Source organism: Caballeronia cordobensis (assembly GCF_001544575.2).
Taxonomy (GTDB): domain Bacteria; phylum Pseudomonadota; class Gammaproteobacteria; order Burkholderiales; family Burkholderiaceae; genus Caballeronia; species Caballeronia cordobensis.
Window position 1 is genome coordinate 132132 of the sequence record NZ_FCNY02000012.1, and the last position, 26248, is coordinate 158379.

Annotated in this window: 24 protein-coding genes; 11 read left to right on the forward strand and 13 right to left on the reverse strand. The window is 64.0% G+C overall.

The features are described from left to right. Window positions 1-95 precede the first annotated feature (95 nt). Window positions 96-1322 (reverse strand): BaiN/RdsA family NAD(P)/FAD-dependent oxidoreductase, encoded by a 1227-nt coding sequence (locus tag AWB70_RS23470; protein ID WP_053569429.1) that lies wholly within the window; start codon window positions 1320-1322, stop codon window positions 96-98. Between the two features lie 76 nt (window positions 1323-1398). On the opposite strand from AWB70_RS23470, the gene tsaD reads away from it, so the two are divergent. Further along, window positions 1399-2427 (forward strand): tRNA (adenosine(37)-N6)-threonylcarbamoyltransferase complex transferase subunit TsaD, encoded by a 1029-nt coding sequence (gene tsaD, locus AWB70_RS23475; protein WP_053569372.1) that lies wholly within the window; start codon window positions 1399-1401, stop codon window positions 2425-2427. 3 nt (window positions 2428-2430) lie between these two features. On the opposite strand, the gene AWB70_RS23480 is transcribed toward tsaD, so the two are convergent. Both AWB70_RS23480 and AWB70_RS23485 read right to left on the reverse strand, forming a co-directional pair. Next, window positions 2431-3057 (reverse strand): glutathione S-transferase family protein, encoded by a 627-nt coding sequence (locus AWB70_RS23480; protein WP_053569373.1) that lies wholly within the window; start codon window positions 3055-3057, stop codon window positions 2431-2433. 36 nt (window positions 3058-3093) lie between these two features. Beyond that, entirely contained in the window at window positions 3094-4317 is a 1224-nt protein-coding gene (locus AWB70_RS23485; RefSeq protein WP_082378098.1) for an MFS transporter, read from the reverse strand. Window positions 4318-4418: 101 nt separating this feature from the next. Between AWB70_RS23485 and AWB70_RS23490 the strand changes: the two genes are divergently transcribed. Beyond that, a complete protein-coding gene (locus AWB70_RS23490; protein WP_053569374.1) occupies window positions 4419-5336 on the forward strand; it encodes a LysR substrate-binding domain-containing protein in 918 nt (305 codons plus the stop codon). A gap of 6 nt (window positions 5337-5342) precedes the next feature. Here AWB70_RS23490 and folE2 read toward each other — a convergent pair whose 3' ends face one another. The 4 genes from folE2 to AWB70_RS23510 all read right to left on the reverse strand — a co-directional run bounded on the left by folE2 (window position 5343) and on the right by AWB70_RS23510 (window position 9524). Then, window positions 5343-6149: a GTP cyclohydrolase FolE2 gene (gene folE2 / locus AWB70_RS23495; protein WP_014251357.1), complete on the reverse strand. Its 807-nt coding sequence runs from the start codon at window positions 6147-6149 to the stop codon at window positions 5343-5345. A gap of 150 nt (window positions 6150-6299) precedes the next feature. Further along, window positions 6300-8216 carry a 1-deoxy-D-xylulose-5-phosphate synthase gene (gene dxs / locus AWB70_RS23500; RefSeq protein WP_014251358.1) on the reverse strand — a complete coding sequence of 639 codons (1917 nt, stop codon included), beginning with the start codon at window positions 8214-8216 and terminating at the stop codon, window positions 6300-6302. A 94-nt stretch (window positions 8217-8310) separates the two neighbouring features. Next, a complete protein-coding gene (locus AWB70_RS23505; RefSeq protein ID WP_053569375.1) occupies window positions 8311-9198 on the reverse strand; it encodes a polyprenyl synthetase family protein in 888 nt (295 codons plus the stop codon). Continuing rightward, window positions 9195-9524 carry an exodeoxyribonuclease VII small subunit gene (locus tag AWB70_RS23510; protein ID WP_053569376.1) on the reverse strand — a complete coding sequence of 110 codons (330 nt, stop codon included), beginning with the start codon at window positions 9522-9524 and terminating at the stop codon, window positions 9195-9197. Before AWB70_RS23510 ends, AWB70_RS23505 begins: the two co-directional genes overlap by 4 nt. A 312-nt stretch (window positions 9525-9836) precedes the next feature. On the opposite strand from AWB70_RS23510, the gene AWB70_RS23515 reads away from it, so the two are divergent. Then, window positions 9837-10943, forward strand: a complete 1107-nt coding sequence (locus AWB70_RS23515; RefSeq protein ID WP_053569377.1) for an aromatic ring-hydroxylating oxygenase subunit alpha — start codon at window positions 9837-9839, stop codon at window positions 10941-10943. A 106-nt stretch (window positions 10944-11049) separates the two neighbouring features. Further along, on the forward strand, window positions 11050-11919 hold the full coding sequence (locus AWB70_RS23520) for a sulfurtransferase (protein WP_045455073.1): 870 nt from the start codon (window positions 11050-11052) through the stop codon (window positions 11917-11919). 13 nt (window positions 11920-11932) lie between these two features. Here the strand turns inward: AWB70_RS23520 and AWB70_RS23525 are convergent, their stop codons facing one another. From AWB70_RS23525 to polA, 3 genes are all read right to left on the reverse strand, one after another. Beyond that, window positions 11933-12808, reverse strand: coding sequence for a dienelactone hydrolase family protein (locus tag AWB70_RS23525; protein ID WP_053569378.1), 876 nt, complete (start codon window positions 12806-12808; stop codon window positions 11933-11935). 200 nt (window positions 12809-13008) lie between these two features. Then, entirely contained in the window at window positions 13009-14373 is a 1365-nt protein-coding gene (locus AWB70_RS23530) for an NAD(P)/FAD-dependent oxidoreductase (protein ID WP_053569379.1), read from the reverse strand. 172 nt (window positions 14374-14545) lie between these two features. Then, entirely contained in the window at window positions 14546-17284 is a 2739-nt protein-coding gene (polA, locus tag AWB70_RS23535; RefSeq protein WP_053569380.1) for a DNA polymerase I, read from the reverse strand. A gap of 1 nt (window position 17285) precedes the next feature. On the opposite strand from polA, the gene AWB70_RS23540 reads away from it, so the two are divergent. Together AWB70_RS23540 and AWB70_RS23545 are read left to right on the forward strand one after the other, a co-directional pair. Continuing rightward, the gene (locus AWB70_RS23540; RefSeq protein WP_014251366.1) at window positions 17286-18035 is read left to right on the forward strand and encodes an LOG family protein; all 750 of its coding nucleotides are present in this window, start codon (window positions 17286-17288) and stop codon (window positions 18033-18035) included. A 310-nt stretch (window positions 18036-18345) separates the two neighbouring features. Then, complete coding sequence (locus tag AWB70_RS23545; RefSeq protein WP_152979151.1) at window positions 18346-19215, forward strand: hypothetical protein; 870 nt, start codon at window positions 18346-18348, stop codon at window positions 19213-19215. Window positions 19216-19278: 63 nt separating this feature from the next. Here the strand turns inward: AWB70_RS23545 and AWB70_RS23550 are convergent, their stop codons facing one another. Continuing rightward, a complete protein-coding gene (locus AWB70_RS23550) occupies window positions 19279-20805 on the reverse strand; it encodes an AMP nucleosidase (protein ID WP_014251367.1) in 1527 nt (508 codons plus the stop codon). A 228-nt stretch (window positions 20806-21033) separates the two neighbouring features. On the opposite strand from AWB70_RS23550, the gene AWB70_RS23555 reads away from it, so the two are divergent. From AWB70_RS23555 to AWB70_RS23575, 5 genes are all read left to right on the forward strand, one after another. Then, window positions 21034-21444, forward strand: a complete 411-nt coding sequence (locus AWB70_RS23555) for a hypothetical protein (protein WP_014251368.1) — start codon at window positions 21034-21036, stop codon at window positions 21442-21444. A 120-nt stretch (window positions 21445-21564) separates the two neighbouring features. Then, on the forward strand, window positions 21565-22533 hold the full coding sequence (locus AWB70_RS23560; protein ID WP_014251369.1) for a homoserine kinase: 969 nt from the start codon (window positions 21565-21567) through the stop codon (window positions 22531-22533). Window positions 22534-22541: 8 nt separating this feature from the next. Next, window positions 22542-23363, forward strand: a complete 822-nt coding sequence (locus AWB70_RS23565; protein WP_014251370.1) for a BPSS1780 family membrane protein — start codon at window positions 22542-22544, stop codon at window positions 23361-23363. Between the two features lie 88 nt (window positions 23364-23451). Then, a complete protein-coding gene (locus AWB70_RS23570) occupies window positions 23452-23913 on the forward strand; it encodes a MarR family winged helix-turn-helix transcriptional regulator (protein WP_053569382.1) in 462 nt (153 codons plus the stop codon). Window positions 23914-24026: 113 nt separating this feature from the next. After that, window positions 24027-24446 (forward strand): organic hydroperoxide resistance protein, encoded by a 420-nt coding sequence (locus AWB70_RS23575; protein WP_053569383.1) that lies wholly within the window; start codon window positions 24027-24029, stop codon window positions 24444-24446. Between the two features lie 104 nt (window positions 24447-24550). Here AWB70_RS23575 and AWB70_RS23580 read toward each other — a convergent pair whose 3' ends face one another. Together AWB70_RS23580 and AWB70_RS23585 are read right to left on the reverse strand one after the other, a co-directional pair. Next, window positions 24551-24724 carry a DUF3563 family protein gene (locus tag AWB70_RS23580; RefSeq protein ID WP_014251373.1) on the reverse strand — a complete coding sequence of 58 codons (174 nt, stop codon included), beginning with the start codon at window positions 24722-24724 and terminating at the stop codon, window positions 24551-24553. Between the two features lie 138 nt (window positions 24725-24862). Continuing rightward, entirely contained in the window at window positions 24863-26029 is a 1167-nt protein-coding gene (locus AWB70_RS23585; RefSeq protein WP_053569384.1) for an extracellular catalytic domain type 1 short-chain-length polyhydroxyalkanoate depolymerase, read from the reverse strand. Window positions 26030-26248 lie beyond the last annotated feature (219 nt).

Genomic DNA, 26248 nt, shown 5'->3' on the forward strand with positions numbered 1-26248 from the left:
GAGCGCTAGCCGGAAGCGGAGAGAATCCTCCGATGACCGTCCGAGTATAGCAAACGGGTCCGCATTTCGAGACTCGCCAAAACCCCGTGCCGCGCTTACGCGGCCGTCGCCGCGCCGCGCGCGAACTCGGCCGCGGCCTTGCCCGCCGCGACGCCCGACGCCCACGCCCACTGAAAGTTGTAGCCGCCGAGCCAGCCGGTGACATCGACCGCCTCGCCGATGAAATAGAGGCCCGCCACGCGCTCGCTCATCATCGTCGCGGACGAAAGCTCGCGCGTATCCACCCCGCCGCGCGTGACTTCCGCCTTGCGATACCCCTCGGTGCCGCTCGGCGTGAGCGTCCAATCCGACAGCGACGCGCCGATCGCCTTGAGCGTGCGGTCGGGCAGATCGGCGAGGCGCGCATCGACGGATACTTGCCGCGCTTCGAGCCACGCGTGCGCGAGCCGCGCGGGCACGTGCTCGGCCAGGAAATTGCCGATCTGTTTTTTCGAGCCGGCTTTCGCTTCGATGAGCATGCCGGTGGCGTCGAGGTCGGGAAGCAGATCGACGTGAATCGGCTCCGACGTATTCCAGTAGCTCGAAATCTGCAGCACGCCGGGGCCGGAGACGCCGCGATGCGTGAGCAACAGATCCTCGTCGAACTCGCCGCGCGTCTTGCCTTTGCCCGTGCCGATGCGCACCGGCAGCGACAGCCCCGACAACGCCGCGAACGGCGCCCAGTCCGCCGACGTGAACGTGAGCGGCACGAGCGCCGGACGCGTCTCGACGAGCGTGTGGCCGAACTGCTTCGCGACGCGATAGCCGAAGTCCGTCGCGCCGATCTTGGGAATGGAGAGGCCGCCCGTCGCGATCACGAGCGCCGCCGCGCCGATCGCGCCCGCGGTCGTGTCGAGCGCGAAACGCGCGCCGTCGTGACGAATCTCGTGCACGCTCACCGGACGCCGCCACGTGACGCCGCCCGCATCGCACTCGCTTTTCAGCACGTCGATGACGGTCTCGCTGGAGTCGTCGCAAAAAAGCTGGCCCTTGTGCTTCTCGTGCCATTTCACGCGGTATTGCTTGAGCAGCGCGAGAAAATCGCGCGGCGTGTAGCGCGCGAGCGCGGAGCGGCAGAAATGCGGATTCGCCGACAGGAAATTGCCCGGCTGCGCATTGATGTTCGTGAAGTTGCAGCGCCCGCCGCCGGAGATGCGGATTTTCTCGGCGAGCCGCTCGGCGTGGTCGATGAGCACGACGCGGCGGCCGGACTGAGCGGCCACGGCCGCGCACATCATGCCCGCCGCGCCCACGCCGATGACAGCGATATCGAAAGATTCCATGGCGCGCATTTTACCTTCGGCACGCCCATCCCCGCCCGCTGCTATACTTTTTTGTTCCCTCTAACGCATTGAATCCATGCTCGTTCTCGGCATCGAAAGCTCCTGCGACGAAACCGGCCTCGCGCTCTACGACACCGAGCGCGGGCTGCTTTCGCACGCCCTTCACTCGCAGATCGCGATGCATCGCGAATACGGCGGCGTGGTGCCGGAGCTGGCCTCGCGCGATCACATCCGCCGGGCGCTGCCGCTGCTCGAAGAAGTGCTGAAGCACTCCGGAACGCAGCGCGCCGACATCGACGCCATCGCGTTCACGCAGGGACCGGGGCTCGCAGGCGCACTGCTGGTCGGCGCGAGCATCGCCAATGCGCTCGCGATGGCCTGGAACAAGCCCACCGTCGGCATCCATCATCTCGAAGGGCATTTGCTGTCCCCGCTGCTCGTCGATGCGCCGCCGCCGTTTCCGTTCGTCGCGCTCCTCGTGTCGGGCGGACACACGCAACTGATGCGCGTGACCGATGTCGGCGTCTACGAGACGCTGGGCGAAACGCTCGACGACGCCGCCGGCGAAGCCTTCGACAAGACCGCGAAGCTGCTCGGCCTCGGCTATCCGGGCGGGCCGGAAGTCTCGCGGCTCGCGGAATTCGGCACGCCGGGCGCGGTCGCGCTGCCGCGTCCGATGCTGCATTCGGGCGATCTCGATTTCAGCTTCAGCGGCCTCAAGACGGCCGTGCTTACGCAAAGCCGCAAGCTCGGCACCAACGTCTGCGAACAGGCGAAGGCCGATCTCGCGCGCGGTTTCGTCGACGCGGCCGTGGACGTGCTCGTCGCGAAATCGCTGGCCGCGCTGAAGAAGACGGGGCTGAAGCGGCTCGTCGTGGCGGGCGGCGTCGGCGCGAACCGGCAGTTGCGCGAGGCGCTGTCGGCGGCGGCGAAGATGCGCCGCTTCGACGTGCATTACCCCGATCTCTCCCTTTGCACCGACAACGGCGCGATGATCGCGCTCGCGGGCGCGCTGCGGCTCTCGCGCTGGCCGGACCAGGCCGTGCGCGACTACGCGTTCACCGTGAAGCCGCGCTGGGATCTCACATCGCTCGCGCGCGCCTGATTTTTATCTTGGCGGGTTGAGCGGCTGCGCGATCGCCCTGAACACCGGCAGCCCTTCGCACCGGTCGCTATGGCCGATCAGCGTCGGCCAGCGCGTCGGCGAAAAAATCTCCGGATGCGCCTCGCGCGCGAAACGCAACGCGCAGGCCACGGCGATATCCGCGTGACCGATCGCGTCGCCGAACCAGTAAGGCGTCGCGCGCGCCGCGCGGTCCGCCTCCAGCGCGTTGAGCACGCGCTCGACCTGACCCGTGCAGCGATCGAGCCACGACTGCGATTTCTCCTTATGCAGCACGCGTTCGTAGAGGAGCGCGACGGCCTTGTCGGCGAAACCCGTCGCGAGCGCGCACACCTTCAGCGCCTGACGCCGCTCCTGTCCGCCCGATGCGATCATCGCGCGGGCATCGCCGGCTTGTTCGTCGAGGTAATCGAGGATCATCGTGCTCTCGATGAGCGCATCGCCCGAATCGAGGACGAGCGTCGGCACGCGGCAGAGCGGGTTGTAGGGCGCGATCTTGGCGGCGTCGCTGAATGCCGACCACGGGCGATGCTCGTATTGCATGTCGTAGAGCGTCAGCGCGATCGCGACGCGACGCACGAACGGGGAATCGTATTGGCCGATGAGAATCAAGGTGCGCTCCGCGTGGTCGTGTCCCAGACGGCCAGTTTAAGGTCGCGCGGGGCGCGGAAACAACCACCACGCAAACGACGCGCACACGCCCGCACCCAGCCACACGCTCGTCCATGAGCCAGCCGCGAGCGCATGCGGGATGACGAGCGGCGTCACGAAGAAGCCCGCGTACACGGCCGTATTCGCCATGCCGAGCGCGGTGCCGGCGCGTTGCGTGCCCGCGAGCGTCGCCAGTTCCGTGTACGCGACGCCGTGCCATGCCGAGGCGCAGATGCCCGCGAAAACGAGCAGCGCCGCGAGCAGCACCGGCGCATGCGCGACGCCCAGCGCGACCGCCGCCGCCAACACGACGAACGATGCCGACGCCACCCCCACCGACACCCGCAGGTACGCACGCCGGTTGCCACGCCGATCCGTGTGACGGCCGCTCCAGACGCGCATCGCCATCGCGCCGAGCTGGATCGCGCCCATCGTCGCGCTGATGGCCGTCACGCCGAAACGGCCCGCATCGTGCAGGAACACGGTCGCGAAGGTCAGCACCGCGAATTGCGGCACGCACAAAATGCCGATGCCCAGCACGACGCGCCACACCAGCAGGTTCACGAGCGGCGCGGTGTCCCGTTGCGACGCCGCGCGATGCGTGGCATGCGGCGGCTCGTGCAGCCAGCGCCACGCGAACGCGCCGGACACCGCGCACATCGCCGCAAGCGCGCCGAACACCGCCGCGAAACCGTGCGACGACGCGAGCCACGGCAGCAACGCCGCGCCGATGCCGCCGCCGAGCGGCACCGCCGTCTGCCGGATGCTCATTGCGAGGCCGCGCTCGCCTTCGGCGAACCACGCCATCACCGCGCGCCCGCTCGATCCGTTCACGCTGCCGCCGAGCAGCCCCAATACGCACATCGCGAAGACGAGCCAGCCGAGTGTCGCCGACGCCGGCACGGCGAAAAAACTCATCGCGACGAGCACGGCGGCGGTCGAAAGCAGACCGGTCAGCAGCACCGGACGATCGCCCAGGCGATCCGTCAGCACGCCCCACGGCAATTCGGACAACGCGACGCCCAAGCCCAGCGCGCCGAGCACGAGCCCGAGCTCGCCGTTGCTCAGGTGATAGCCGCCGCGCAGCCAGACGGCCGTGGTCGGAATGCCCGCCGCCGCGGCCGAGAAGCTCGCGTTGGCTGCCACGCCGACGCCGAGCACTTTCCAGCGATGCGCGTCACCGAACGCGCGAACATCGTTGACGAGAGAAGTGGCCATCATTCAGTCCGTTTCGAGATTGACTGCGCCAGTTTGCAGGCTTAGCATCGTCCTGAAAATCGCAAAGTTCTGCAGCAACCATTCAGAAAATCCGGACGATTATCATGAGCCAAACAACCTTCGATCTCGCGGTATTGCGCAGCTTCGTGACGGGCATGGATCTGGGGAGTTTCGCGAAGGCCGCCGATCGCGTCGGCCGCTCGACGTCGGCGGTGAGCGCCCAGTTGCGCAAGCTCGAAGAACAGGCGGGCGCGGCGCTTTTTCGCAAATCGGGGCGCGGGCTCGCGCTCACCGACGCGGGCGAGGTGATGCTCGCCTATGCGCGGCGTCTCGTCGATCTGAACGACGAAGCCGCAGCGGCGATCCACGGCGTCGATCTGGAGGGCTGGATTCGCCTCGGCCTGCAGGAGGATTTCGGCGAAGTGGTGTTGCCGGACGTGCTCGGCCGCTTCGCGCGGGCGCATCCGAAAGTGCGCATCGAAGCGCGTGTCGGGCGCAATACGGAGCTTCTGGAGCGCATCGATTCCGGGCAGCTCGATCTGGCGCTCGCCTGGGGCGCCACGAGCGTCACCGGCGAAAGCAACGCCGCGATGATCGCCGAGCCGATCGCCGAGCCGCGCATGCGCTGGATCGCGTCATCGGCGGTGCCGTGGCATTTCGACGCCGACGAGCCTTTGCCGCTCATCGCGTTCGATCGCCCGTGTCTCTTTCACAGCGCGGCCGCGGCGGCGCTGGACCGCGCGGGCATCAAGTGGCGCGTGGCGTTCACGAGCCCGAGCTTGTCGGGATTATGGGCGGCGGCAGCGGCGGGCCTGGGGGTGACGGTGCGCACGAGCTACGGATTGCCCTCGACGGTGCGCGCGATCGACGCCGGCGAATGCGGCTTGCCCACATTGCCTTCGATTCCGCTCGCGTTGCATCGCGCCGCGGGGAACGCGTCGCCGCCGGTCGAGCGGCTGGCGTCGCTGGTCGTCGCTTCGGTGAGGGAAGCGCACGTTTCGTCGGAAATGGCGCTCGCCTGAAAAGACTTACGCGTCGCGGCGCTTGTCCCGTTCGATCACCGCATACGCGCTGTGATTGTGGATCGACTCGAAGTTCTCCGCTTCGAGCACATACGCGACGATGCGCTCGTCCGCGTTCAGGCGCGTCGCGACATCGCGCACGAGGTCTTCGACGAACTTCGGATTCTCATACGCGCGCTCGGTGACGAACTTTTCGTCGGGGCGCTTCAGCAGGCCCCACAGCTCGCACGACGCCTCTTCTTCCGCGATGCGAATCAGGTCCTCGACCGCGATCTCGTCCGAGACTTCGGCCCTGATCGTCACGTGCGAGCGCTGGTTATGCGCGCCATACTGCGAGATTTTCTTCGAGCACGGGCACAGGCTCGTCACCGGCACGAGCACTTGCATCGACATGCGCGTTTCGCCGTCGCGCCGCTCCGCGATGAACGTCACTTCGTAGTCCAGCAGACTTTGCACGCCGGACACGGGCGCCGTCTTCATCACGAAATACGGCAGCGTGACTTCGATTCTCCCCGAATGCGCTTCGAGCTTCGAGAGCATCACGGCGAGCAATCCGCGCAGCGCGTGCTGGTCGAGCGGATGGCGATTCTCCTCCAGCAGCGCGACGAAGCGCGACATGTGCGTGCCCTTCTGATCGGCGGGCAGATGCACATCGAGATTCCATACGCCGACGCTCGGCTTCACGCCGCTTTGCGTCACCACCGACAACGGATGCCGCACGCCTTTCACGCCAACGCGCTGAATCGCGATCTGGCGCGTGTCGGGCGTGCTCTGAACGTCGGGCATCACGAAGGCGGGATTCATCTGATTCATTTGTTTTGTCCTTATGCGCCGCGCGTCCAAGGATGAGAAGACGCGAGCGGATCGAAACGTTGAAGCGCACACGGCGCGGAGGGAAGTCCGCGCCGTGTGCCAAAGCGTTGATGCACGGCGCGCCCCGAGCGCGCCGTTCGAAGCGATGCGTCAGGCGACGCGCTTCGTCAGCTTGCCTGCGTGCGCGCTTTCGACGGCGTCGATAAAGCGCTCGCGAATCGAACGGACGATGCCGGCCGCGTCGAGCCCGACGCTCGCGAGCAGCTTGCCGGGGTCGCCGTGATCGATGAAGACGTCGGGCAAGCCGAGTTGCAGCACGGGCTTGATGACGCCGCTCGCGAGCAGCGCCTCGACGCACGCGGAGCCCGCGCCGCCCATGATCGAGCCTTCTTCGATCGTCACGATGGCGTCGTGCGTCGCGGCGAGTTCGCGCAGCAGGTCGGCGTCGACCGGCTTCACGAAGCGCATGTTGGCGACGGTCAGATCCAGCTCGCCCGCGGCTGCGAGCGACGGCGCGACCATCGTGCCGAATGCGCAAATGGCGATGCGCTTGCCCGAGCCGAGTTTCTGCGACGACTCGCGGCGGATTTCGCCCTTGCCGACGGGAATCGCGGTCATCTGCTTGACGGTCGCGACGCCCGTGCCCGCGCCGCGCGGATAGCGCACGGCCGTCGGATTCGACTGCTGCAGCGCCGTGTAGAGCATCTGGCGGCACTCGTTTTCGTCCGACGCGGCCATCACCGTCATGTTCGGAATGCAGCGCAGGAACGCGAGATCGTAATTGCCCGCGTGCGTCGCGCCGTCCGCGCCGACGAGACCGGCGCGGTCGATCGCGAACACGACCGGCAGGTTCTGCAACGCGACATCGTGGATCAACTGGTCATACGCGCGTTGCAGGAAGGTCGAATAAATGGCGACGACGGGCTTCATGCCATCCGCCGCCAGCCCGCCCGCGAAGGTCACGGCGTGCTGCTCGGCGATGCCGACATCGAAGTAACGATCCGGGAAGCGCTTTTCGAACTCCACCATGCCGGAGCCTTCGCGCATCGCCGGCGTGATGCCGACCACGCGCGAGTCGAGCGCCGCGGCGTCGCACAGCCATTCGCCGAACACTTGCGTGTAGGTTTTCTTCGACGGCGTCGCCGCAGGCTTGATGCCTTCGGCCGGATTGAACTTGCCGGGACCGTGATAAAGCACCGGATCGGCTTCGGCGAGCTTGTAGCCCTGGCCCTTCTTCGTGACGACGTGCAGGAATTGCGGGCCACGCAGTTCCTTGATGTTTTGCAGCGTCGGGATCAGCGAGTCGAGATCGTGACCGTCGATCGGCCCGATGTAGTTGAAGCCGAATTCTTCGAACAGCGTGGCCGGCACGATCATGCCCTTCGCGTGCTCTTCGAGCTTGCGGGCGAGGTCGAGCACCGGCGGCGCATGGCGCAGCACGCGCTCGACGCCCGCGCGCGCGGCGGCGTAGAAACGGCCCGACATCAGGCGTGCGAGATGGCGATTCAGCGCGCCCACCGGCGGCGAGATCGACATGTCGTTGTCGTTCAGGATCACGAGCAGCGGCACGTCGTCGGCGACGCCCGCGTTGTTCATCGCCTCGAAGGCCATGCCCGCGGTCATCGCGCCGTCGCCGATCACGGCGATCGAGAAGCGGTTGTCTCCCTGCAGCTTGTTGGCGATCGCCATGCCGAGCGCCGCCGAAATCGACGTGCTCGAATGCGCGGTGCCGAAGGTGTCGTATTCGGATTCCGTGCGGCGCGGGAAGCCGGAAATACCGCCTAGCTGGCGCAGGCCCGGCATCTGTTCGCGTCGGCCCGTGAGGATCTTGTGCGGATACGTCTGATGGCCGACATCCCAGACGATGCGGTCATTAGGCGTATCGAACACATAGTGCAACGCGATCGTCAGTTCCACCGTGCCCAGATTGGACGACAGATGGCCACCCGTCTGCGACACGCTGTCGAGCACGTAGGCTCGCAGCTCGTCGGCCAGCGGTTGCAGTTGGCGGCGATCGAGGGCGCGCAAATCGGCCGGATCGTCGATGGTTTTCAGCAAGTCGTACATCGTCGTCCCATTTTAGGAAAACTGGCGTGATTCGTTCGGCGCAATTGTTTCGATTCGTACTTTCGCGCCGTGGGCTTCGTCACGCGTTCAACAATCAATTCACCCGGTTCACGACCAGGTCGGCAAGCTCGGCGAGACGCTGGCCGCGCGCGCCGAACGGCTCGATCGCGGCGTGGGCGTCGCGGCCGAGCTGCGCGGCGAGTTCGCGCGATGCATCGAGCCCGATGATCGACACGTAAGTGGGCTTGTCGTGCTGCGCATCCTTGCCGGCCGTCTTGCCGAGCGTGGCGGAATCGGCGGTGACGTCCAGAATGTCGTCGACGACCTGAAACGCGAGCCCGACTGCGGCGGCGTACTGGTCCAGCGACGCCAGCGCGTCCGCGCCCGGATGCGCGCCCGCCAGCGCGCCCATGCGCACCGACGCGCGCAGGAGCGCGCCCGTTTTCTTGCGATGCATCGTTTCGAGCTCGGGCCGCGACAGCTTGCGCCCGACGCTTTCCAGATCGATGGCCTGCCCGCCCGCCATGCCGAGCGAACCGCTCGCAACGGCCAGTTCGCGCACGAGCGCGGCTTGCTGGGCATCGTTCAGACCATTGCCTTCGGCCGTCAGCGCGACGAACGCCTGCGACTGCAGCGCGTCGCCGACGAGCAGTGCCGTCGCTTCGTCATATTGGATGTGTACCGTGGGCTTACCCCGGCGCAGTGCGTCGTCGTCCATGGCGGGCATGTCGTCATGCACCAGCGAATAGACGTGAATCATCTCGAGCGCCGCGCTCGCCGCTTCCACGGCCTGCGCGCTCGCGCCGGTCAGTTCGCCCGCCGCGTGGACCAGCAGCGGTCTCACCCGCTTGCCGCCACCCAAGACGGCATAGCGCATCGCTTCGTGCAGCCGTGCGGGCGCGATGTCCGTGCCCGGAAGCGCGTGTTCGAGTGCGGTTTCGACGCGGTCGAGCGTCGCGCGCATCCATTGTTCAAAGGTCATAGGTCGTCGTTGTCGTTTCCGGTTCCGGCACTCTGGGTCGCACGCTTTACCTCGGCGGGCAGCGGCTTGAGCGTCTCGCCGTCGAGAACGCGCACCTGCTGCTCGACTTGTTCGAGCTGCTGTTGGCAAAAGCCCACAAGCGCCGCCCCGCGGCGATAAGCCGCAAGCGATTCCTCGAGACTCAGCGCACCCTCTTCCATGCGCGCAACGAGCGATTCGAGTTCCGCCAGCGCCGCCTCATAGTTCGCCGGAAGCTGCGCGGCGTCTGCGCTTTCTGCGTCGGCGCCGGATTTCTCGCCTGTTTCCTGGACAGCGGTCTTCGCCATGAATCGTGGATGTGCAATTGAATTTTTGGAACCAAGTCGCACATTCTACGGCAAAAGCCAAATTTTCGACCCGCATCCGGTCGATCCGGAAATACTGACGCCTCGTGACGGCATTGTCCTTGAATCCTTGCCGGAACGCGTGATTCGCGCTCGCAAGCGAAGGCCGCGTGAGGAACTCTCGCGACAATTTATACCCAAATCAAGACCTTAAGCGCCCCTTGGCGATCAATTTGGGTATAATCGCGGGCTCCCTAAATCGAATCTTCGATGGTTGGGTTGTTCACTGCTTTCACGTCTTCATCGGGAGTGGGAATGTCCAATCTGAGCAATGCATTGCAGCTGAACGCCATTCACAGCCAGCTGCCAGTCACGGCTTACTTTGACGAAGCGCTTCTAACGCGCGAACTCGACACACTTTTCAAGCAAGGTCCACGCTACGTCGGCCACGAACTCATGGTGCCCGAAGCGGGGAACTATTTCGCGCTTCCCGGCGAGGGCGAAGGGCGCGTGCTCGTTCGCAACCGGCAGGACGATATCGAACTGCTGTCCAACGTGTGCCGCCATCGCCAGGCGATCATGCTCAACGGCCGCGGCAGCGCCGACAACATCGTCTGCCCGCTGCATCGCTGGACCTACGATCTCAACGGTCAGTTGCTCGGCGCGCCGCATTTCGCGGACAAGCCCTGTCTGAACCTCGGCAAGACGCCACTGCAAAATTGGCAAGGTCTGCTGTTCGAATCGGAGGGCCGCAACGTCGCCGCGGATCTCGCGAGGCTCGGCACCGCGCGTCACTTCGATTTTTCGGGCTTCATGTTCGATCACGTCGAGGTGCACGAGTGCAACTACAACTGGAAGACCTTCATCGAGGTCTATCTGGAGGATTACCACGTCGCGCCGTTCCATCCGGGTCTCGGCAGCTTCGTGTCGTGCGACAACCTTGAATGGGAATTCGGCGACTGGTACAGCGTGCAGACGGTCGGCGTCCACAAGAATCTGGAAAAGCCCGGCAGCCCGACGTATCGCAAATGGCACGACGAAGTCCTGCGCTTTCGCAACGGCAAGCCGCCCGAGTTCGGCGCGATCTGGATGGTCTACTACCCCGGTCTCATGATCGAGTGGTATCCGCACGTGCTGGTCGTGTCGTGGCTCATTCCGCAGGGCACGCAGAAGACGACGAATATCGTCGAGTTCTATTATCCCGAGGAAATCGCGCTGTTCGAGCGTGAGTTCATCGAGGCGGAACGCGCGGCGTACATGGAGACCGCGCGCGAGGACGACGAAATCGCCGAGCGCATGGATGCGGGCCGCCGTGCGCTGATGTCGCGTGGCGAAAACCAGGTCGGGCCGTATCAGAGCCCGATGGAATCCGGCATGCAGCACTTCCACGAGTTTCTGCGGCATCGACTCGGCACGATCTGATCGGGCCTCGTGGCATGTGTTACGAAAAGGCGGGCTTTCGGGCTCGCCTTTTTGTTTAGACTTACGGTTAAAGACCCCGCAATCGCGCGTCGCTCAGGAGCCGTTCATGCCGCACACTCACTACACCACGCTCATCTCGGCGACCAATCTCGCCGAACGGCTCGCCGCCGCGCCCGGCAGCATCGTCGTGTTCGATTGCCGCTTCGATCTCGCCGCGCCCGATTCGGGCGAAGCAGCTTACGCGCAAGGCCACATTCCCGGCGCGCATTATCTTCATCTGGATCGCGATCTGTCCGGCGCCAAGACGGGCACGAACGGCCGGCACCCGCTGCCGGAGCGTGCGGCACTCGTCGCGAAGCTCGCGAGTTTCGGTCTGAACGAAGGTCAGCAAGTGGTCGCCTACGACGCGCACGGCGGCATGTACGCGGCGCGCCTGTGGTGGCTATTGCGCTGGCTCGGGCACGATTCCGTCGCGCTGCTCGACGGCGGCCTGCAGGCGTGGGAAGCCGCGGGCAATGCGCTCGACACGGCCGTGCCGCCGAAGACGCAAGGCACGTTCAAGGCGGGCGCGCCGCTGCAAGTGACCATCGACGCTCAGGCGATCGAGCGCAGCATCGGCACGCGGGATCATCTGCTGATCGATGCGCGCGCCGCCGATCGCTATCGCGGCGAGAACGAAACGATCGACCCCGTAGGCGGCCATATTCCCGGCGCGCTCAATCACTTCTTCAAGAACAATCTCACGCAGGAAGGCCGCTTCAAGACCGCACACGAGTTGCGCGAAGCGTTCGGCGCGCTGGTCGGCGCGACGCCGGCCGACCGCATCGTGCTGCAATGCGGCTCGGGCGTGACGGCCTGCCACAACGTGCTCGCGATGGAGATCGCCGGCCTGCACGGCGCGGCGCTTTATCCGGGATCGTGGAGCGAGTGGAGCGCCGATCCGGGCCGCCCTGTCGCGACCGGCCCGAATCCCTGAGGTTGAGGACGCGTTACTTGACGCCGTGCTCGCGGAACCACGCGAGCGCGCGCTTCCAGCCGTCCTCGGCGTCCGCCTTCCGATAGCTCGGACGATAATCCGCGAAGAACGCATGCCCCGCGTCGTCGTACACGACGAACTGCGAGTTTTTCGCGGGCGGCGGATCGTTCGCGAGCGCCTGTTTCATCTGCTCGATGGTGTCCTGCGGGATGCTCTGATCCTGCCGGCCGTACAGCCCGAGCACCGGCACTTTGAGCTGGCTGGCGAGATCGAGCGGATTGTTCGGCGTCATCTCCGTCTTGTTGCCGACGAGCCGCCCGTAGAACGCGACTGCCGCCTTGAGATTCGGGTTGCGCTCGGCATAGAGCCACGAAATGCGCCCGCCCCAGCAAAATCCGACGATGCCCGCGCGCTTCGTGTCGCCGCCGTGCTCGCCCGCCCATTTGACGGCCTGATCGATGTCGGAGAGCACCTGCGCATCCGGCACTTTCGACACGACCTGCTCGTTGAGCTGCTGAATCGACGAATACGCCTTCGGATCGCCCTGGCGCGTGAAGAATTCCGGCGCGATCGCCAGATAGCCTTGTTTCGCGAAGCGCCGGCACACGTCGGCGATATGCTCGTGGACCCCGAAAATCTCGTGCACCACGATGACGACCGGCAAATGCGTCTTGCCCTTCGGTTGCGCGCGATACGCCGGCACGAGCGTGCCGTCCGCGCCGCGAAAGCCGATCTGGCCGGCTTCGAGGCCGTTCGTATCGGTGGTGATGGTCTGCGCCGACACCGGCAGCACGGCGGCCGCGAAGCCGGTGCCGAGGCTTGCCTTGATGAAGGTGCGCCGATCGAACGGAACATGCGGAATGAGACGGTCGACTTCAGGGTCTAGCATGGATGGCTCCCGCGGCAGGGCCGTCGCGTCATTTTTGCTGTGAGGTGCGGCGGCGTGGGTCCGTGAAACCGCGCGGCGAGCTCAAGGCTGCACGCAGCGCGGCGCTGCACGACGATGAACAACAATGAACGCGCGCCACGAATCGAGCGCGCCGCCCATTCTAAACAGCTTTGAACGAACGGCGCAGCCGCTCTATTCCATCAATGCAGCTTGACGCGGGGCGCGGTGGAGCGGCGCAGCCAATGCGCGACGGTGTCGAGCACCATGCGCGCGTAGCCGTGCAGCGCGGCAATGTGCAGCCGGTACAGCGACATGTACATGAAGCGCGCAAAGAGCCCTTCGATCAGCATGTTCCCGCCGATCAGCCCGCCCATCAGATTGCCGACCGCGCTGTAATGCCCGAGCGACACGAGCGAGCCGAAATCGCGATAGGTGTATTCGGGCAGCGGCTTGCCCTGCAAAAGCCGCTCCAGCGACTTGAACAGAAAGCTTGCTTGCTGATGCGCCGCCTGCGCGCGCGGCGGCACGTTGCGCTCGTTGCCCGGCCATGGACACGCGGCGCAATCGCCGAGCGCGAAGACGTTGTCGTCGATTTCTGTCTGCAGCGTGCGGCGCACGACGAGCTGGCCGAGGCGATTGGTCGGCAGGCCGTCGAGGTTGGCGAGGATCGCCGGCGCCTTGATGCCGGCTGCCCACACCGTCAGATCCGCGCGGATCGTCTTGCCGCTCGCCGTGCGGATCGAATCGCTCGACACCTCCGCGACCGTCTCGCCCGTGAAAAGCTTCACGCCGAGCTTGGTCAGCAACTCCGCGGTCGCGCTGGACACGCGCTCCTGCAGCGCCGGCAGGATGCGCGGTCCCGCCTCGATCAGCACGATGCCGATATCGTGCTTCGGATCGAGCTTGTGCAAGCCGTAGGCCGACAGCACCTGCGCGGTGTTGCGCAGTTCCGCCGACAACTCGACGCCTGTTGCGCCCGCGCCGACGATCGCCACCTGAATGCGCGGCGCCGGAGCGACGCCCGGCTCCTCCTCGGCCTCCTCCACGCCCGCCGCGACCGGCTCGGGCGCGAAGTGCTCGGCGCGCATGCACGCCGCGATCAGACGCTTGCGGAAGAGCTCCGCCTGACCGACGGTGTCGAGCGCGATCGAATTTTGCTGCGCGCCTTCGACGCCGAAAAAGTGCGTCGTGCTGCCGATCGCGACGACCAGCGTGTCGTATTCCAGCTCGCGCTCGGGCAAGAGTTCGCCCGCATGCTCGTCGCGCAGCGGTCCGATCGTGATGGTTTTCTTCGCGCGATTCAGCCCGACGAGCTCGCCCTGCTGGAATTCGAAGCCATGCCACAAGGCCTGCGCCGCGTATTCGAGTTCCTGCGTGAACGGGTCCATGCTGCCGGCCGCGACTTCATGCAGCAGCGGCTTCCAGATGTGCGTCGGGTTGCGGTCGACGAGCGTGACTTGTGCTTTGGGCGGCGTCTTCTCGTCCGGCGATCCGAACCGGTCGCCCAGACGCGTCGCCAGTTCGAGACCGCCTGCCCCTCCGCCCACGATGATGAAGCGATGCATGGAACTCTCCCTGTGCTTTTATATTCGATCGGCTGTCTTGCTTCCCTTCCTCATTGACCCATTGTGCGTAGCTTCGGTGACAGTCACAAGCGCGTCACCGACATGTAGGGCATACGCGACATGAGCCGCCTATGCCTTGCGCAAACAATTTCAGTGCGCTCTCAGTGTGCGCTCAGTGCGCCTCTTCCCAGTTGTTGCCGACGCCCACTTCCGCGACGAGCGGCACCTTCAGCTTCGCGACGCCGCACATCAGTTCAGGTAAGCGCTTCCTGACCTCGGGAAGCGCTTCCTCGGGCACTTCGAGCACGAGTTCGTCGTGCACCTGCATGATCATCTTCGCGCCGGTGCCCGATGCTTCGAGCCAGTCCTGCACCGCGATCATCGACAGCTTGATGAGATCCGCCGCGGTGCCCTGCATCGGCGCGTTGATCGCGGCGCGCTCGGCGGCCTGACGGCGTGGCCCGCTGCCGCCGTTGATCTCGGGCAGCCACAGACGCCGGCCGAACACGGTTTCGACGAAGCCATTCATCTTCGCGGTCGTGCGCGTGTTTTCCATATAAGCGGCGACGCCCGGATAGCGCGCGAAGTACCGGTCGATATAGAGCTTCGCCGCATCGCGAGTGATGCCGAGATTCGACGCGAGCCCGAACGAACTCATGCCGTAGATCAGGCCGAAATTGATGACCTTCGCGATGCGCCGCTGGTCGTTGTCGACTTCGAGCGGCGTGACGCTGAAGACTTCCGAAGCGGTCGCGCGATGCACGTCCTCGCCTTGCGTGAACGCGCGCATCAGCGATGCGTCGCCGGAGATATGCGCCATGATCCGCAGTTCGATCTGCGAGTAATCCGCCGATACGATCTTGCTTCCCGGCGACGCGATGAACGCTTCGCGAATGCGCCGCCCTTCGCCCGTGCGCACCGGGATATTCTGCAGGTTCGGCTCGTTCGACGATAAACGCCCCGTCACCGCCACGGCTTGCGCGTAATTAGTATGCACGCGTCCCGTCGACGCATTCACCATGCGCGGCAGCTTGTCCGTGTAGGTGGATTTGAGCTTCGACAGTCCGCGATGTTCGAGCAGCACCTTCGGCAGCGGATAGTCCTCGGCGAGCTTTTGCAGGACTTCTTCATCGGTGGAAGGCGCGCCGCTCGGCGTCTTCTTCACGACCGGCAATTCGAGCTTCTCGAAGAAGATCTGGCCGATCTGCTTCGGCGATCCGAGATTGAATTCGCCGCCCGCGAGTTCGTACGCCTGTGCCTGCAAATCGATAAGACGCTTGGCGATCTCGTTGCTTTGCGTATCGAGTCTTTCGCGATCGATCAGGACTCCGTTGCGTTCCATCTTGCGCAGCACGCGCGAAGTAGGCATTTCGATGTCGCGATACACGCGCAGCAAGCCTTCTTCCTGTGCGACTTGCGGATAGAGCGCGTGATGCAGGCGCAGCGTGATATCCGCATCTTCCGCCGCGTAGGCCGCGGCTTTATCGAGCGGCACTTCATCGAAACCGATCTGCGATGCGCCCTTGCCCGCGACATCCTCGTACTTGATCGTCTTCACGCCGAGATGACGCAACGCGAGGTTGTCCATGTCGTGCGGACGATGCGATTCCAGCACATACGATTGCAGCAGCGTGTCGTGCTCGACGCCGCGCATTTCGATGCCGTAGTTCGCCAGCACCTGCTCGTCGTATTTCAGATGCTGGCCGACCTTCTTTTTCGATGCATCTTCGAGCCAGGGCTTGAGCTTCGCGAGCACTTCGTCGCGCGGCAATTGATCGGGCGCATCCGGCCCGCGATGCGCGACGGGAATATAAGCCGCATGCCCCGGTTCCGTTGCGATCGACACGCCGACGATCTGCGCGGTCATCGGATCGAGCGACGTGGTCTCGCTATCGAACGACGTGATCTCCGCTGCGTCGATGCGCGCGAGCCACGCGTCGAACTGCTCCCACGTCTGCACGGTTTCGTAGTGATGCTCGATTTCGGTGACAACGGCTGGCGGCGTGTCGGTCGGACCTTCCACGGCATCCGCGATTTCGACTTCGCGCAGCCAGGTCTTGAAGCCGTGACGCAGGAAAACGTCGCGCAGCTCCTCGCGCGCTTCGGGACGGCTCGCAAGCGTGCCCTCGATCGACTCGATCTGCGAAGCGAGATCGCATTCCGTGTGCACGGTGACGAGCTTTTTCGCCATCGGCAGGAAGTCCAGAGCCTTGCGCAGATTGTCTCCTACCGCACCCTTGATCTCGCCGGCATGTTCTACGATGCCATCAAGGGTTTCGAATTGTGTGAGCCATTTGATTGCGGTCTTGGGTCCGCACTTCTCGACGCCCGGCACGTTGTCGACCGTATCGCCGATGAGCGACAGATAGTCGACGATGCGCTCCGGCGGCACACCGAACTTCGTGAGCACGCCGGCGCGGTCGAGCGTTTCGTTGGTCATCGTATTGATGAGGGTGACATGATCCGTCACGAGCTGAGCCAGATCCTTGTCGCCCGTCGACACGATCACCTTCATGCCGCGCTTTTCGGCCTGCACCGCGAGCGTGCCGATGACATCGTCCGCCTCGACGCGTTCGATCATCACGAGGGGCCAGCCGAGCGCGCGCACGGCGACGTGAATGGGTTCGATCTGTTTGGAGAGATCTTCCGGCATCGAGGGCCGGTTAGCTTTGTACTCCGCGTACCAGTCGTCGCGGAAAGTCTTGCCTTTGGCGTCGAAAACGCACGCGCTATACTCTGCATTGACTTCGCGCCTCAAGCGGCGAAGCATGTTGATCATGCCGTACAGCGCGCCGGTAGGGCCGCCGTCGGGGCCTCGCAGGTCGGGCATCGCATGGTAGGCCCGGTACAAGTAACTAGAACCGTCGACCAATAGCAGGGTCTTACCTTCAAGACTTAGTTCTTCAGGCATTATGAACAAGAGAAAAGTGATTCCGAGTCTGCGATCGCTCGCAGATCAAGAGCGCGCGACGGCCAAGAAGGCTCGCGCATCGTGGCAGATGTTCACGATTATGGCAGAGTTTATCGAGGCGACCGAGTACCTCTCGGAGATCCGCCCTGCCATCAGCATCTATGGTTCGGCGCGTCTGAAACCGGAGTCGCCGTACTATCAGCGCACGATCGAAATCGCGCAGAAATTCTCCGATGCGGGCTTCGCCGTCATCTCGGGCGGCGGTCCGGGCATCATGGAGGCGGCGAACAAGGGCGCGCACGCGGGCAAGTCGCCTTCGGTCGGGCTGAACATCGAATTGCCGCACGAGCAGTCGGGCAACCAGTGGCAGGACATCTCGCTGCGCTTCCGTCACTTCTTCACGCGCAAGGTCACGTTCGTGAAGAATTCGGACGCGGTCGTGGTGATGCCGGGCGGTTTCGGCACGCTGGACGAGCTCGCCGAAGTGCTGACGCTCATCCAGACCAAGAAATCACGCCATGTGCCGATCGTGCTCGTCGGCGCGGATTTCTGGGCCGGACTGCTGGACTGGTTCAAGAATACGCTCTTGACCAACGGCGTGATCAGCCCGAAGGATCTGGATCTGATGCAGGTTATCGACGACCCGGATCAGGTGCTCGATGCCGTGCTGCGGTTTTATGAAGATCGTGAAGAAGCGGTCGAGCAGCCGGCGGAAAGCAAGTCGGATGAGGATCGGATGTTTTATTTGTAACGCATCAACGTCTCGGAAGGGCCGTGCCGCGCACGGCTCTTTGCTTCACTGCGCACTCGCGCCCCCTCTTTCCCGGCTGAATTGCCGCGGCACCACACTTTTCCACAGAACATTTTCACCCGAAACGTAAGCTAAGGCTCCTCATGGGCAGCCTATGCCCGGAGCGGGGCGCTAGCTGCGAAACGCGAAGACGCGATGGACGCACGATCTCTTCTGCGATTCGATAGCTCCTTTAAATCACCGGACCTTTCGAGACCGCGCCTCTATCGATGGCCCACGGCCGCCATTCGCGGCAGATAAGAATTCAAGAATGAAATCAATATTCGAGCAAACATTGCGACTCGCTCTCGCAGGAGCAATGTCCGTTTCCCTTCTCTCCGGTTGCGATAAACCTTCGAGCCCGGCGAGTAGCCCTTCGCCGTCGGCGAGCACCCCCGCCGCACCAAACTCCGCGATTCAGGAAAGAAAAATCGCACTTCTACGCGAGATTTCAGGCGTCTGGAATTCGTCCGCCCCTGTTGGGCTGACGACAATCCATTTTGCGGATAACCGGTTGCAGATCCTTCAAGGCGACACACCGCTAGCAGTGACTTTAGGCGATGTTGACCCCGACGCTGAAACCGTCAACATCAACACCCGAAGCGGCGGTAAAGATGAAATTCTGACACTGCGCAAGGTATGGAATTCGGATCACACTGCCTATAACCTTTCGCTGATCGGCAGCGACGGTATGCAAGAGTCGTTGGGGTTCGTCCGCCGCATCAGCAACGATGATCTCAACCGGATTGCCCGCCTCAGCGTCGTCAAGACGCCGGCGCCCCCACCGTCGCAACCCGTCGAAAGTACGCCTGTTGCGACTTCTGCTAACCGCGGCGTCATCGACATGTGGCTCAGCGGGATCGACATGAACATGCGTTCATGTCCCGGCTCGACTTGTTCGGCGGTGGTGATCGTGCCGAAGGATTCGAAGATCAGCGCAGACACCTCGACGATTCGAAACGTCACTGAATCCTCTGGCACCAACACACCCTGGGTTCGTGTCACGTATGAAGGCGCCTACTGCATGCCGGCCGAGCTCGATCAGCAGATTGGCTGCATGCCATCTCATAACACCGAGGCCCCCGTCACCGGCTGGATGAATTACACGAGGCTTCTGTCCGCGCCACGCGTTCAGCAATAAGAGGCGCGGCGGACTTCATAAAGCGGGCAACGCGGTCAAGCGCGGCCCGCCCATCGTGCAGGCTCACTGAAACGCCACCTCCGCAAAGCTCCGCAACTTCCGCGAATGCAGCTTCGACAAGCCATTCTCGCGTAGCAACTCCATCGCTTTCACGCCGATCTGCAAGTGCTGATCCACTTGCGCCCGATAGAACTGATCGGCCATTCCCGGCAGCTTCAGCTCGCCATGCAAGGGCTTGTCGGACACACATAGCAACGTCCCATACGGCACGCGAAAACGGAAGCCGTTCGCCGCGATCGTCGCGCTCTCCATATCCAGCGCCACCGCGCGGCTCTGCGACAGACGCCGCACCGGCTCGCGATGATCGCGCAATTCCCAGTTGCGGTTATCGACGCTCGCGACGGTGCCCGTGCGCATCACGCGCTTCAACTCGACGCCTTCGAGCTGCGTCACCTGCGCGACCGCGCGCTCCAGCGCGACCTGCACTTCCGCGAGCGCCGGCACCGGCACCCACAGCGGCAGATCGTCGTCGAGCACGTGATCCTCGCGCACATAGCCGTGCGCCAGCACGTAATCGCCCAGACGCTGCGTATTGCGCAAGCCCGCGCAGTGCCCGAGCATGATCCACGCGTGCGGACGCAGCACCGCGATGTGATCCGTGATCGTCTTCGCGTTCGATGGCCCCACGCCGATATTCACCATCGTGATGCCGCTGCCATCCGCGCGCTTCAGGTGATACGCGGGCATTTGCGGCAGGCGCGCGGGCGACGTGCCTTCTTCCGGCTGCTCGCCGAGATTGGCGTTGTACGTGACGACATCGCCCGGTTCGACGAACGACGAATACTCGCATCGATACGCGCGCGTCTCCTCGTCGTCGGCACGCGACATCATCTTGCGGCCGAGCTTCACGAACTCGTCGATGTAGAACTGATAGTTCGTATACAGCACGTAGTTCTGAAAATGCGTCGGCGAGGTCGCCGTGTAATGCCGCAGCCGATGCAGCGAGAAATCCACGCGCGCCGCCGTGAACAGCGCAAGCGGATGAGGCTCGCCCGGGCCCGGCTCATACGTGCCGTTGACGATGCGATCGTCGAGCAGCGCGAGATCGGGGGTATCGAAGATATTGCGCATCGCGAGCAGGCGGTCGCGATCGAGATCGCCTTCGAGATGAATGCCTTCGGCGAACGCGAAGTGAATCGGAATGGGATGCGCGGAGACGCCCACTTCGAGACCGACGTGATGATTCTTCGTGAGCAGCCGCAATTGCTCGCGATAGTAATCGCCGAAAAGATCGGGACGCGTGAGCGTCGTTTCGTAAATGCCGGGACCCGCGACGAAACCATACGAACGCCGCGAATCGATCTGCGTGTTCAACTCGGTGCGCACGCGCACGAACGGATAGCACGCGCGCACGCGATGCGTGAACCGCTCGTTGCGGCGATAGCGCGCGAAAGCATCGCGCAGAAACGCGGTATTCGCTTCATAGATCGCCGAAAGGCGCGTGACGGCGGCGGCCGGGTCTTCGAAGGATTCGGTCGGAAAATCGTTGGCGGGCGTGCCTTGCGTGCTTTGAGTCCGGTCGTTTGTCATGATCTTGTGTATTTCTAAAGCCCTCGTAATGAATCGACATTAACACGGAAGAATGCGCGAACCATGAAGTCCCTCGTGGCCTGAGTGCGTGCGATCACACCTCGCAACACCTTTTTGGCGTTTCGATTCGCAATTCCCGAAAGCGGCGCAAAATAAGGCTTTGGCGCGCGTGCATCGCTCAGCCTGCAACCGTTTTGTTAGAATCCGGCCATCGCCTGGAGAAAGATCATGAAGCCGCACCTTTGCGCCGCCGCCGCGGCAGTCCTCGCCGCCGCAAGCTTCGGCGCATTTGCGCAGCCGGCACAGCAAGCCGCCCGGCCGCAACCGCAACCGGCGGCCCAGCAAATGTCGCCGGAAGAAGCCGCGGGCCTGCCCGACCTGAAGGCCATCAACCGCCCGCCCGCCAACGTCAGCTCGAAAGTCGAGATCTCGCCGCCGCGTACGCCGAGCTTTCACGAACTGAGCACCAACGGCACCGAAATCACCGAATTCCGCGACAAAGGCAAGCCCGTCGAAATCGACGTGCGTTCGAATTTCGGCACGCGCTATCAGATGAGCGCGCCCGCCGATACCTCGCCGCAAGTGCGCGACAACGGCAAGGCGAGCACGCGCCTTCCGTCCATCAACCTGCATTACTGATCCCGTAAGATTGCTCCGGGCCCGCTCCCGCCGAGCGGGCCGCGGCACCGTGGCTCTTTACCGGGGGCCACCTGTCCCAGGCCCGCTCCCGGCCGTCCAACCTGACCGACGTTTTCCCGCATGGCCGTCTTCACCCCCGTCACCAACGCCGAACTCGGCGACTGGCTGCAAGACTACGATCTCGGCGATGTCGTCGAATTTCGCGGTATCCAGTCGGGCATCGAGAACAGCAACTTTTTTCTCACGACGACGCACGGCGAGTACGTGCTCACGATCTTCGAAAATCTGAGCGCCACGCAGTTGCCGTTCTACCTCGATCTGATGCGCCATCTGGCATCGCATCGCGTGCCGGTGCCCGATCCGATGCCGCGCCGCGACGGCTCGCTCTTCGGCATGCTGCACGGCAAGCCCGCGTCCATTGTGACGAAGCTCGAAGGCGCGCCCGAACTTGCGCCCACTCCGGCGCATTGCATCGAAGTCGGGCAGATGCTCGCGCGCCTGCATCTCGCGGGCCGCGACTTCACGCAGCATCAGCCGAATTTGCGCAGCCTCGCCTGGTGGCAGGAGAAAGCGCCGTCGATCGTCGAATTTCTGAGCCGCGAGCAGCGCGAACTCTTCGAAAGCGAGCTCGCGCATCAGGCCGCGTTCTTTGCCTCGGCGGATTACGCGTCGCTGCCCGACGGCCCCTGCCACTGCGATCTGTTCCGCGACAACGTGCTGTTCGCGCACGGCCGCGAGCATGCGCGTCTGGGCGGCTTCTTCGACTTCTACTTCGCGGGCGTCGACAAGTGGCTCTTCGATGTTGCCGTGACCGTGAACGACTGGTGCATCGATCTCGCGACCGGCGTGCTCGACCCCGCGCGCCTCGATGCAATGCTGCGCGCGTATCAGACCGTCCGGCCGTTCACGCCCGCCGAGGAGCGTCACTGGAACGACATGCTGCGCGCCGGCGCGATGCGCTTCTGGGTGTCGCGTCTGTACGACTTTCATCGGCCGCGTGAAGCGCAAATGCTCAAAGCGCACGATCCCGGCCATTTCGAACGCATTCTGCGCGAACGCGTCGAATCTGCTTCCTCCGCCAACCAATAACCTGCGACATGCGACTGATCGAAGTTCCCGCCAAAACCGGCTACGTGTGGTTCCGCCAAGGCATCTGGCTGTTCCGCCGCAACCCGTTTGCGTTCCTCACGGTGTTCTTCGCCTATCTGTTCGTGATGACGCTGATCTCGCGCGTGCCGCTCGTCGGCCCGGTTCTGCCGCTGCTGTTCATTCCGGGCGTCGCGGTCGGCTTCATGGCGGCGTGCCGCAACACGATCGCGGGCAAGCCGGTCTGGCCGACCGTGCTCGTCGACGGATTCCGTTCGTACGGCAGCGTCGTCGCGCGCAGGCTGCTTGCGCTTGGCGCGCTCTACGTCATCGCGATGGCGGTGATCTTCGCGGCCTCGGCGCTCGTGGACGGCGGCACGCTGCTCAGCATGATGATGGGCGCGGGCCCAAGCGGCGATCCGGAAACCGTCGCGGCGAGCTTCAGCCCGCTCGCGGTGCTCGTCGCCATGGCGTGCTACATCCCGTTCGCGATGCTTTTCTGGTTCGCGCCGATTCTCGTCGCGTGGCACGACGTGCCGCCCGCGAAGGCGTTGTTCTTCAGCCTCGTGTCGTGCTGGCGCAACCGTGGCGCGTTCATCTATTACGGCGTGCTGTGGATCGCCATTGCGCTCGCGGTGTCGTTCGGGCTGACGGCGCTCATGCAGGCGCTCGGCGCCGGTCAGGAAATGGCGCTCGCGGTGCTGATGCCCGCCTCCATCATCGTGACGACGGCGCTCTATTGCTCGTTCTACGCGACTTACCGCGGCTGCTTCGGCGTGCAGTCGCCCGACACGCCGGACATTCCCGAAGCGCCCGGCACACCCAACGCCTGAGCACCGGGCGCGGCGATCGTTCGTGCGCGAAGCGTTGCACGTACACTAACGGCATCGGCCGCCCCCGGCCTTTTCGCCGCGCTTTGCCATGACTTCGCCCGACGCTTCGCCCGACTTCCCGCTCGAACTCGATCAGCAATTGTGCTTTGCGCTCTACTCGACATCGCTCGCGATGACGAAAGCGTACAAGCCGCTGCTGGAGAAGCTCGGCCTCACGTATCCGCAATATCTGGCGATGCTCGTGCTCTGGGAAGCGGACGATCTGACTGTCAAGGAAATCGCCGCGCGCCTCGCGCTCGATTCGGCGACGATGACGCCGCTCCTGAAGCGTCTCGAAGCCCAGGGCTACGTCGAGCGCGTGCGTGGTGTGGCGGACGAGCGTCAGGTCTACATCCGGCTGACCCATGCGGGCCGCGCGCTCAAGCAATCCGCGCGCGGTGTTCCGAGCGAAATCTACTGCGCGTCCGGCTCCGATATCGACGCTATGCTGCGCTTGCGCAGCGATCTCGTGCGCCTGCGCACGGCGCTGAACGCTTACGGCGATAACTGATTGCTTACCGATAGTCTTTCTCTAACGCCCACATCGCAACAATTTACTTTGTACACTAATTATTAACGCGCTATATTCTCGCCGTGGTCAACGCAAACTAACGGAGAAAACTGATGAGCATTCTGTACAAGGCAACGGCGACGAGCACCGGTGGGCGTGATGGCCGCGCGATTTCCTCGGACGAGCAACTGAACGTCAAATTGAGCGCGCCGAAGGAACTCGGCGGTTCGGGCGCAGCGGGGACGAACCCGGAGCAACTGTTCGCGGCGGGCTATTCCGCGTGCTTTCTTTCGGCGATGAAGTTCGTCGCTGGCCAGCAAAGGCGCGCCATTCCGGCTGATACCACCGTGACCGCCGATGTCGGCGTCGGGCCGAACGATGCGGGCGGCTTCAAGCTGGACATCGAGTTGCGCATCGCACTGCCGGGCCTGGACGGAGCCGAAGCGCAGGCGCTGGTCGATGCCGCGCACAAGGTCTGTCCGTACTCGAATGCGACGCGCAATAACGTCGACGTGCGCGTGAACGTAATCTGACGCGACGCGCGTAGAAACAGAAATGCCGGCTCGAAGGCCGGCATTTCAACATCTGCACTGCTGAGCCGCGTCGAAAACAGCGGCCCCGATGCGCGAGCGATAAATCAGTTCGACATCCACGCCGGATGACGAGTCGCCACGCGCTGATCCAGCTTCTTCATACGATATTCGAGATCGTAGATATCCGTGGCTTCGGCGAGATAGGCGTCGTCGCGCTCGCGATCGCGCTGGTCGGCGGACTTGGTCAAAAACAGGAAAATGCGGCTGAGCAGGAACATGGTGGGCCTCGCTTGAATACTGGGGTTATTACCTATGAAACGGATTATAGGGTAATCCCCTGATTCGACGCCAGCCCCAAATGCTAGAACGCTGATACTAAAGACTTATTTGCAACACTCGAAACACTGCCAAGTTGCTCAGGCGACGTAGGCATCGCGCGCCGCGACGTTCGGGCGGCGCTGGAACTTGAAAAACTCCCACATCATCGCCGATGAATCCGGCCCCTTCGACGAGTGGAAAGCCACCGTATCGTCGCCGCCGGCCCATGAATGGCCGAGCCCCCGCACGACCGACGTCTTTACGACGCGGCGGCCGTTCTTGACGTAGTCCGTCACGACGCCATCCGCATGCGATTCCTCGCGCGCCTCGCCCGCGCGGCGATTGCCGGCCGCATCGATGAAGCCGTTGAGCCGTAGGAACTGCTTCGTCAGTTGCTCGGCGTTGGCGGCGGTGACGACCGAATCCAGTTCGCCATGCACGATGATGGCCGGCATGCCCGGATAGTCGCGAACATCGACGGCCGCGTCGATCAGTGCGACCGGATCGCTGCGGCTGCCGCGCCGCATCACGTCCATCGCGCCGATGGCCGAGCGCGCCTCGCCGAACACCACGCCCGAATGCAGGCCGACCGCGGCGAACATATGCGGATAACGCACGGCGAGCAGCGCCGCGAGCCCCGCCCCCGCCGACATGCCCGCGAGGTACACGCGCTCGCCGTCGAGGTCATGCTGCTCGACCATCGCGTTGACCAGCGAGACGACCGACGCGGCCTCCCCGCCGCCTCCGCCGCCTGAATCGTCATACCAGCGCCAGCAGCGATGCGCGTGATCGTGCTTCGACTGCTCCGGGTACAGCACGGCGAATCCATACTTGTCGGCGAGCAGGTTGATGCGGGTGCCTTGCGCGAACTCGTCGGCGTTCTGCTTGCAACCGTGCAGCATCACGACGAGCGGCATCGGCTCGATATCCGTCTTCGGCGGCAGATACAGCGCGTACGACATGTGATTCACGAAGCGGCCCGACGTAGGCGGCGCCGAGTGATACGACCGCGCCCACTTCCCCCGCGCCCAGGCGGAGGCGCGCGGACGCACGCGCGATTCGCGCATCGCCGGGCGGGCACTCGCCGCCGGGCGCGGCGCGCCCGCCACCTTGGCGGCTGCGTTCGACTTCAGTTTCGACTTGACCGTTTTTGCGCGCGCGGGCTTGGCCGCTGTACGGGGCTTCGGCGCACGCACCGCTTCCACTTGGCCGGCGACGAGGCGTCTCAAGCCGCGCAACCAGAGCTTGGTAAGGCTTTTCGACATCGGCTGGATCCTTTTCAAACGTGCATCGGATGGCGCGACAAAAAATCGCGCCGGGTTGTGCATTGCACAATAGCACCAAACGGGCGGCGCGGCGCGTGTGGTCGAGTCAACGCGCGGCGTCAATTACCGTAAGATCACTGGAAAAGACCGAACTAAGCGCGAGTTATGCGACATAAAGAAACGGATTCTTTCGGGACTCTCGCATAAATCAGCCCGTTC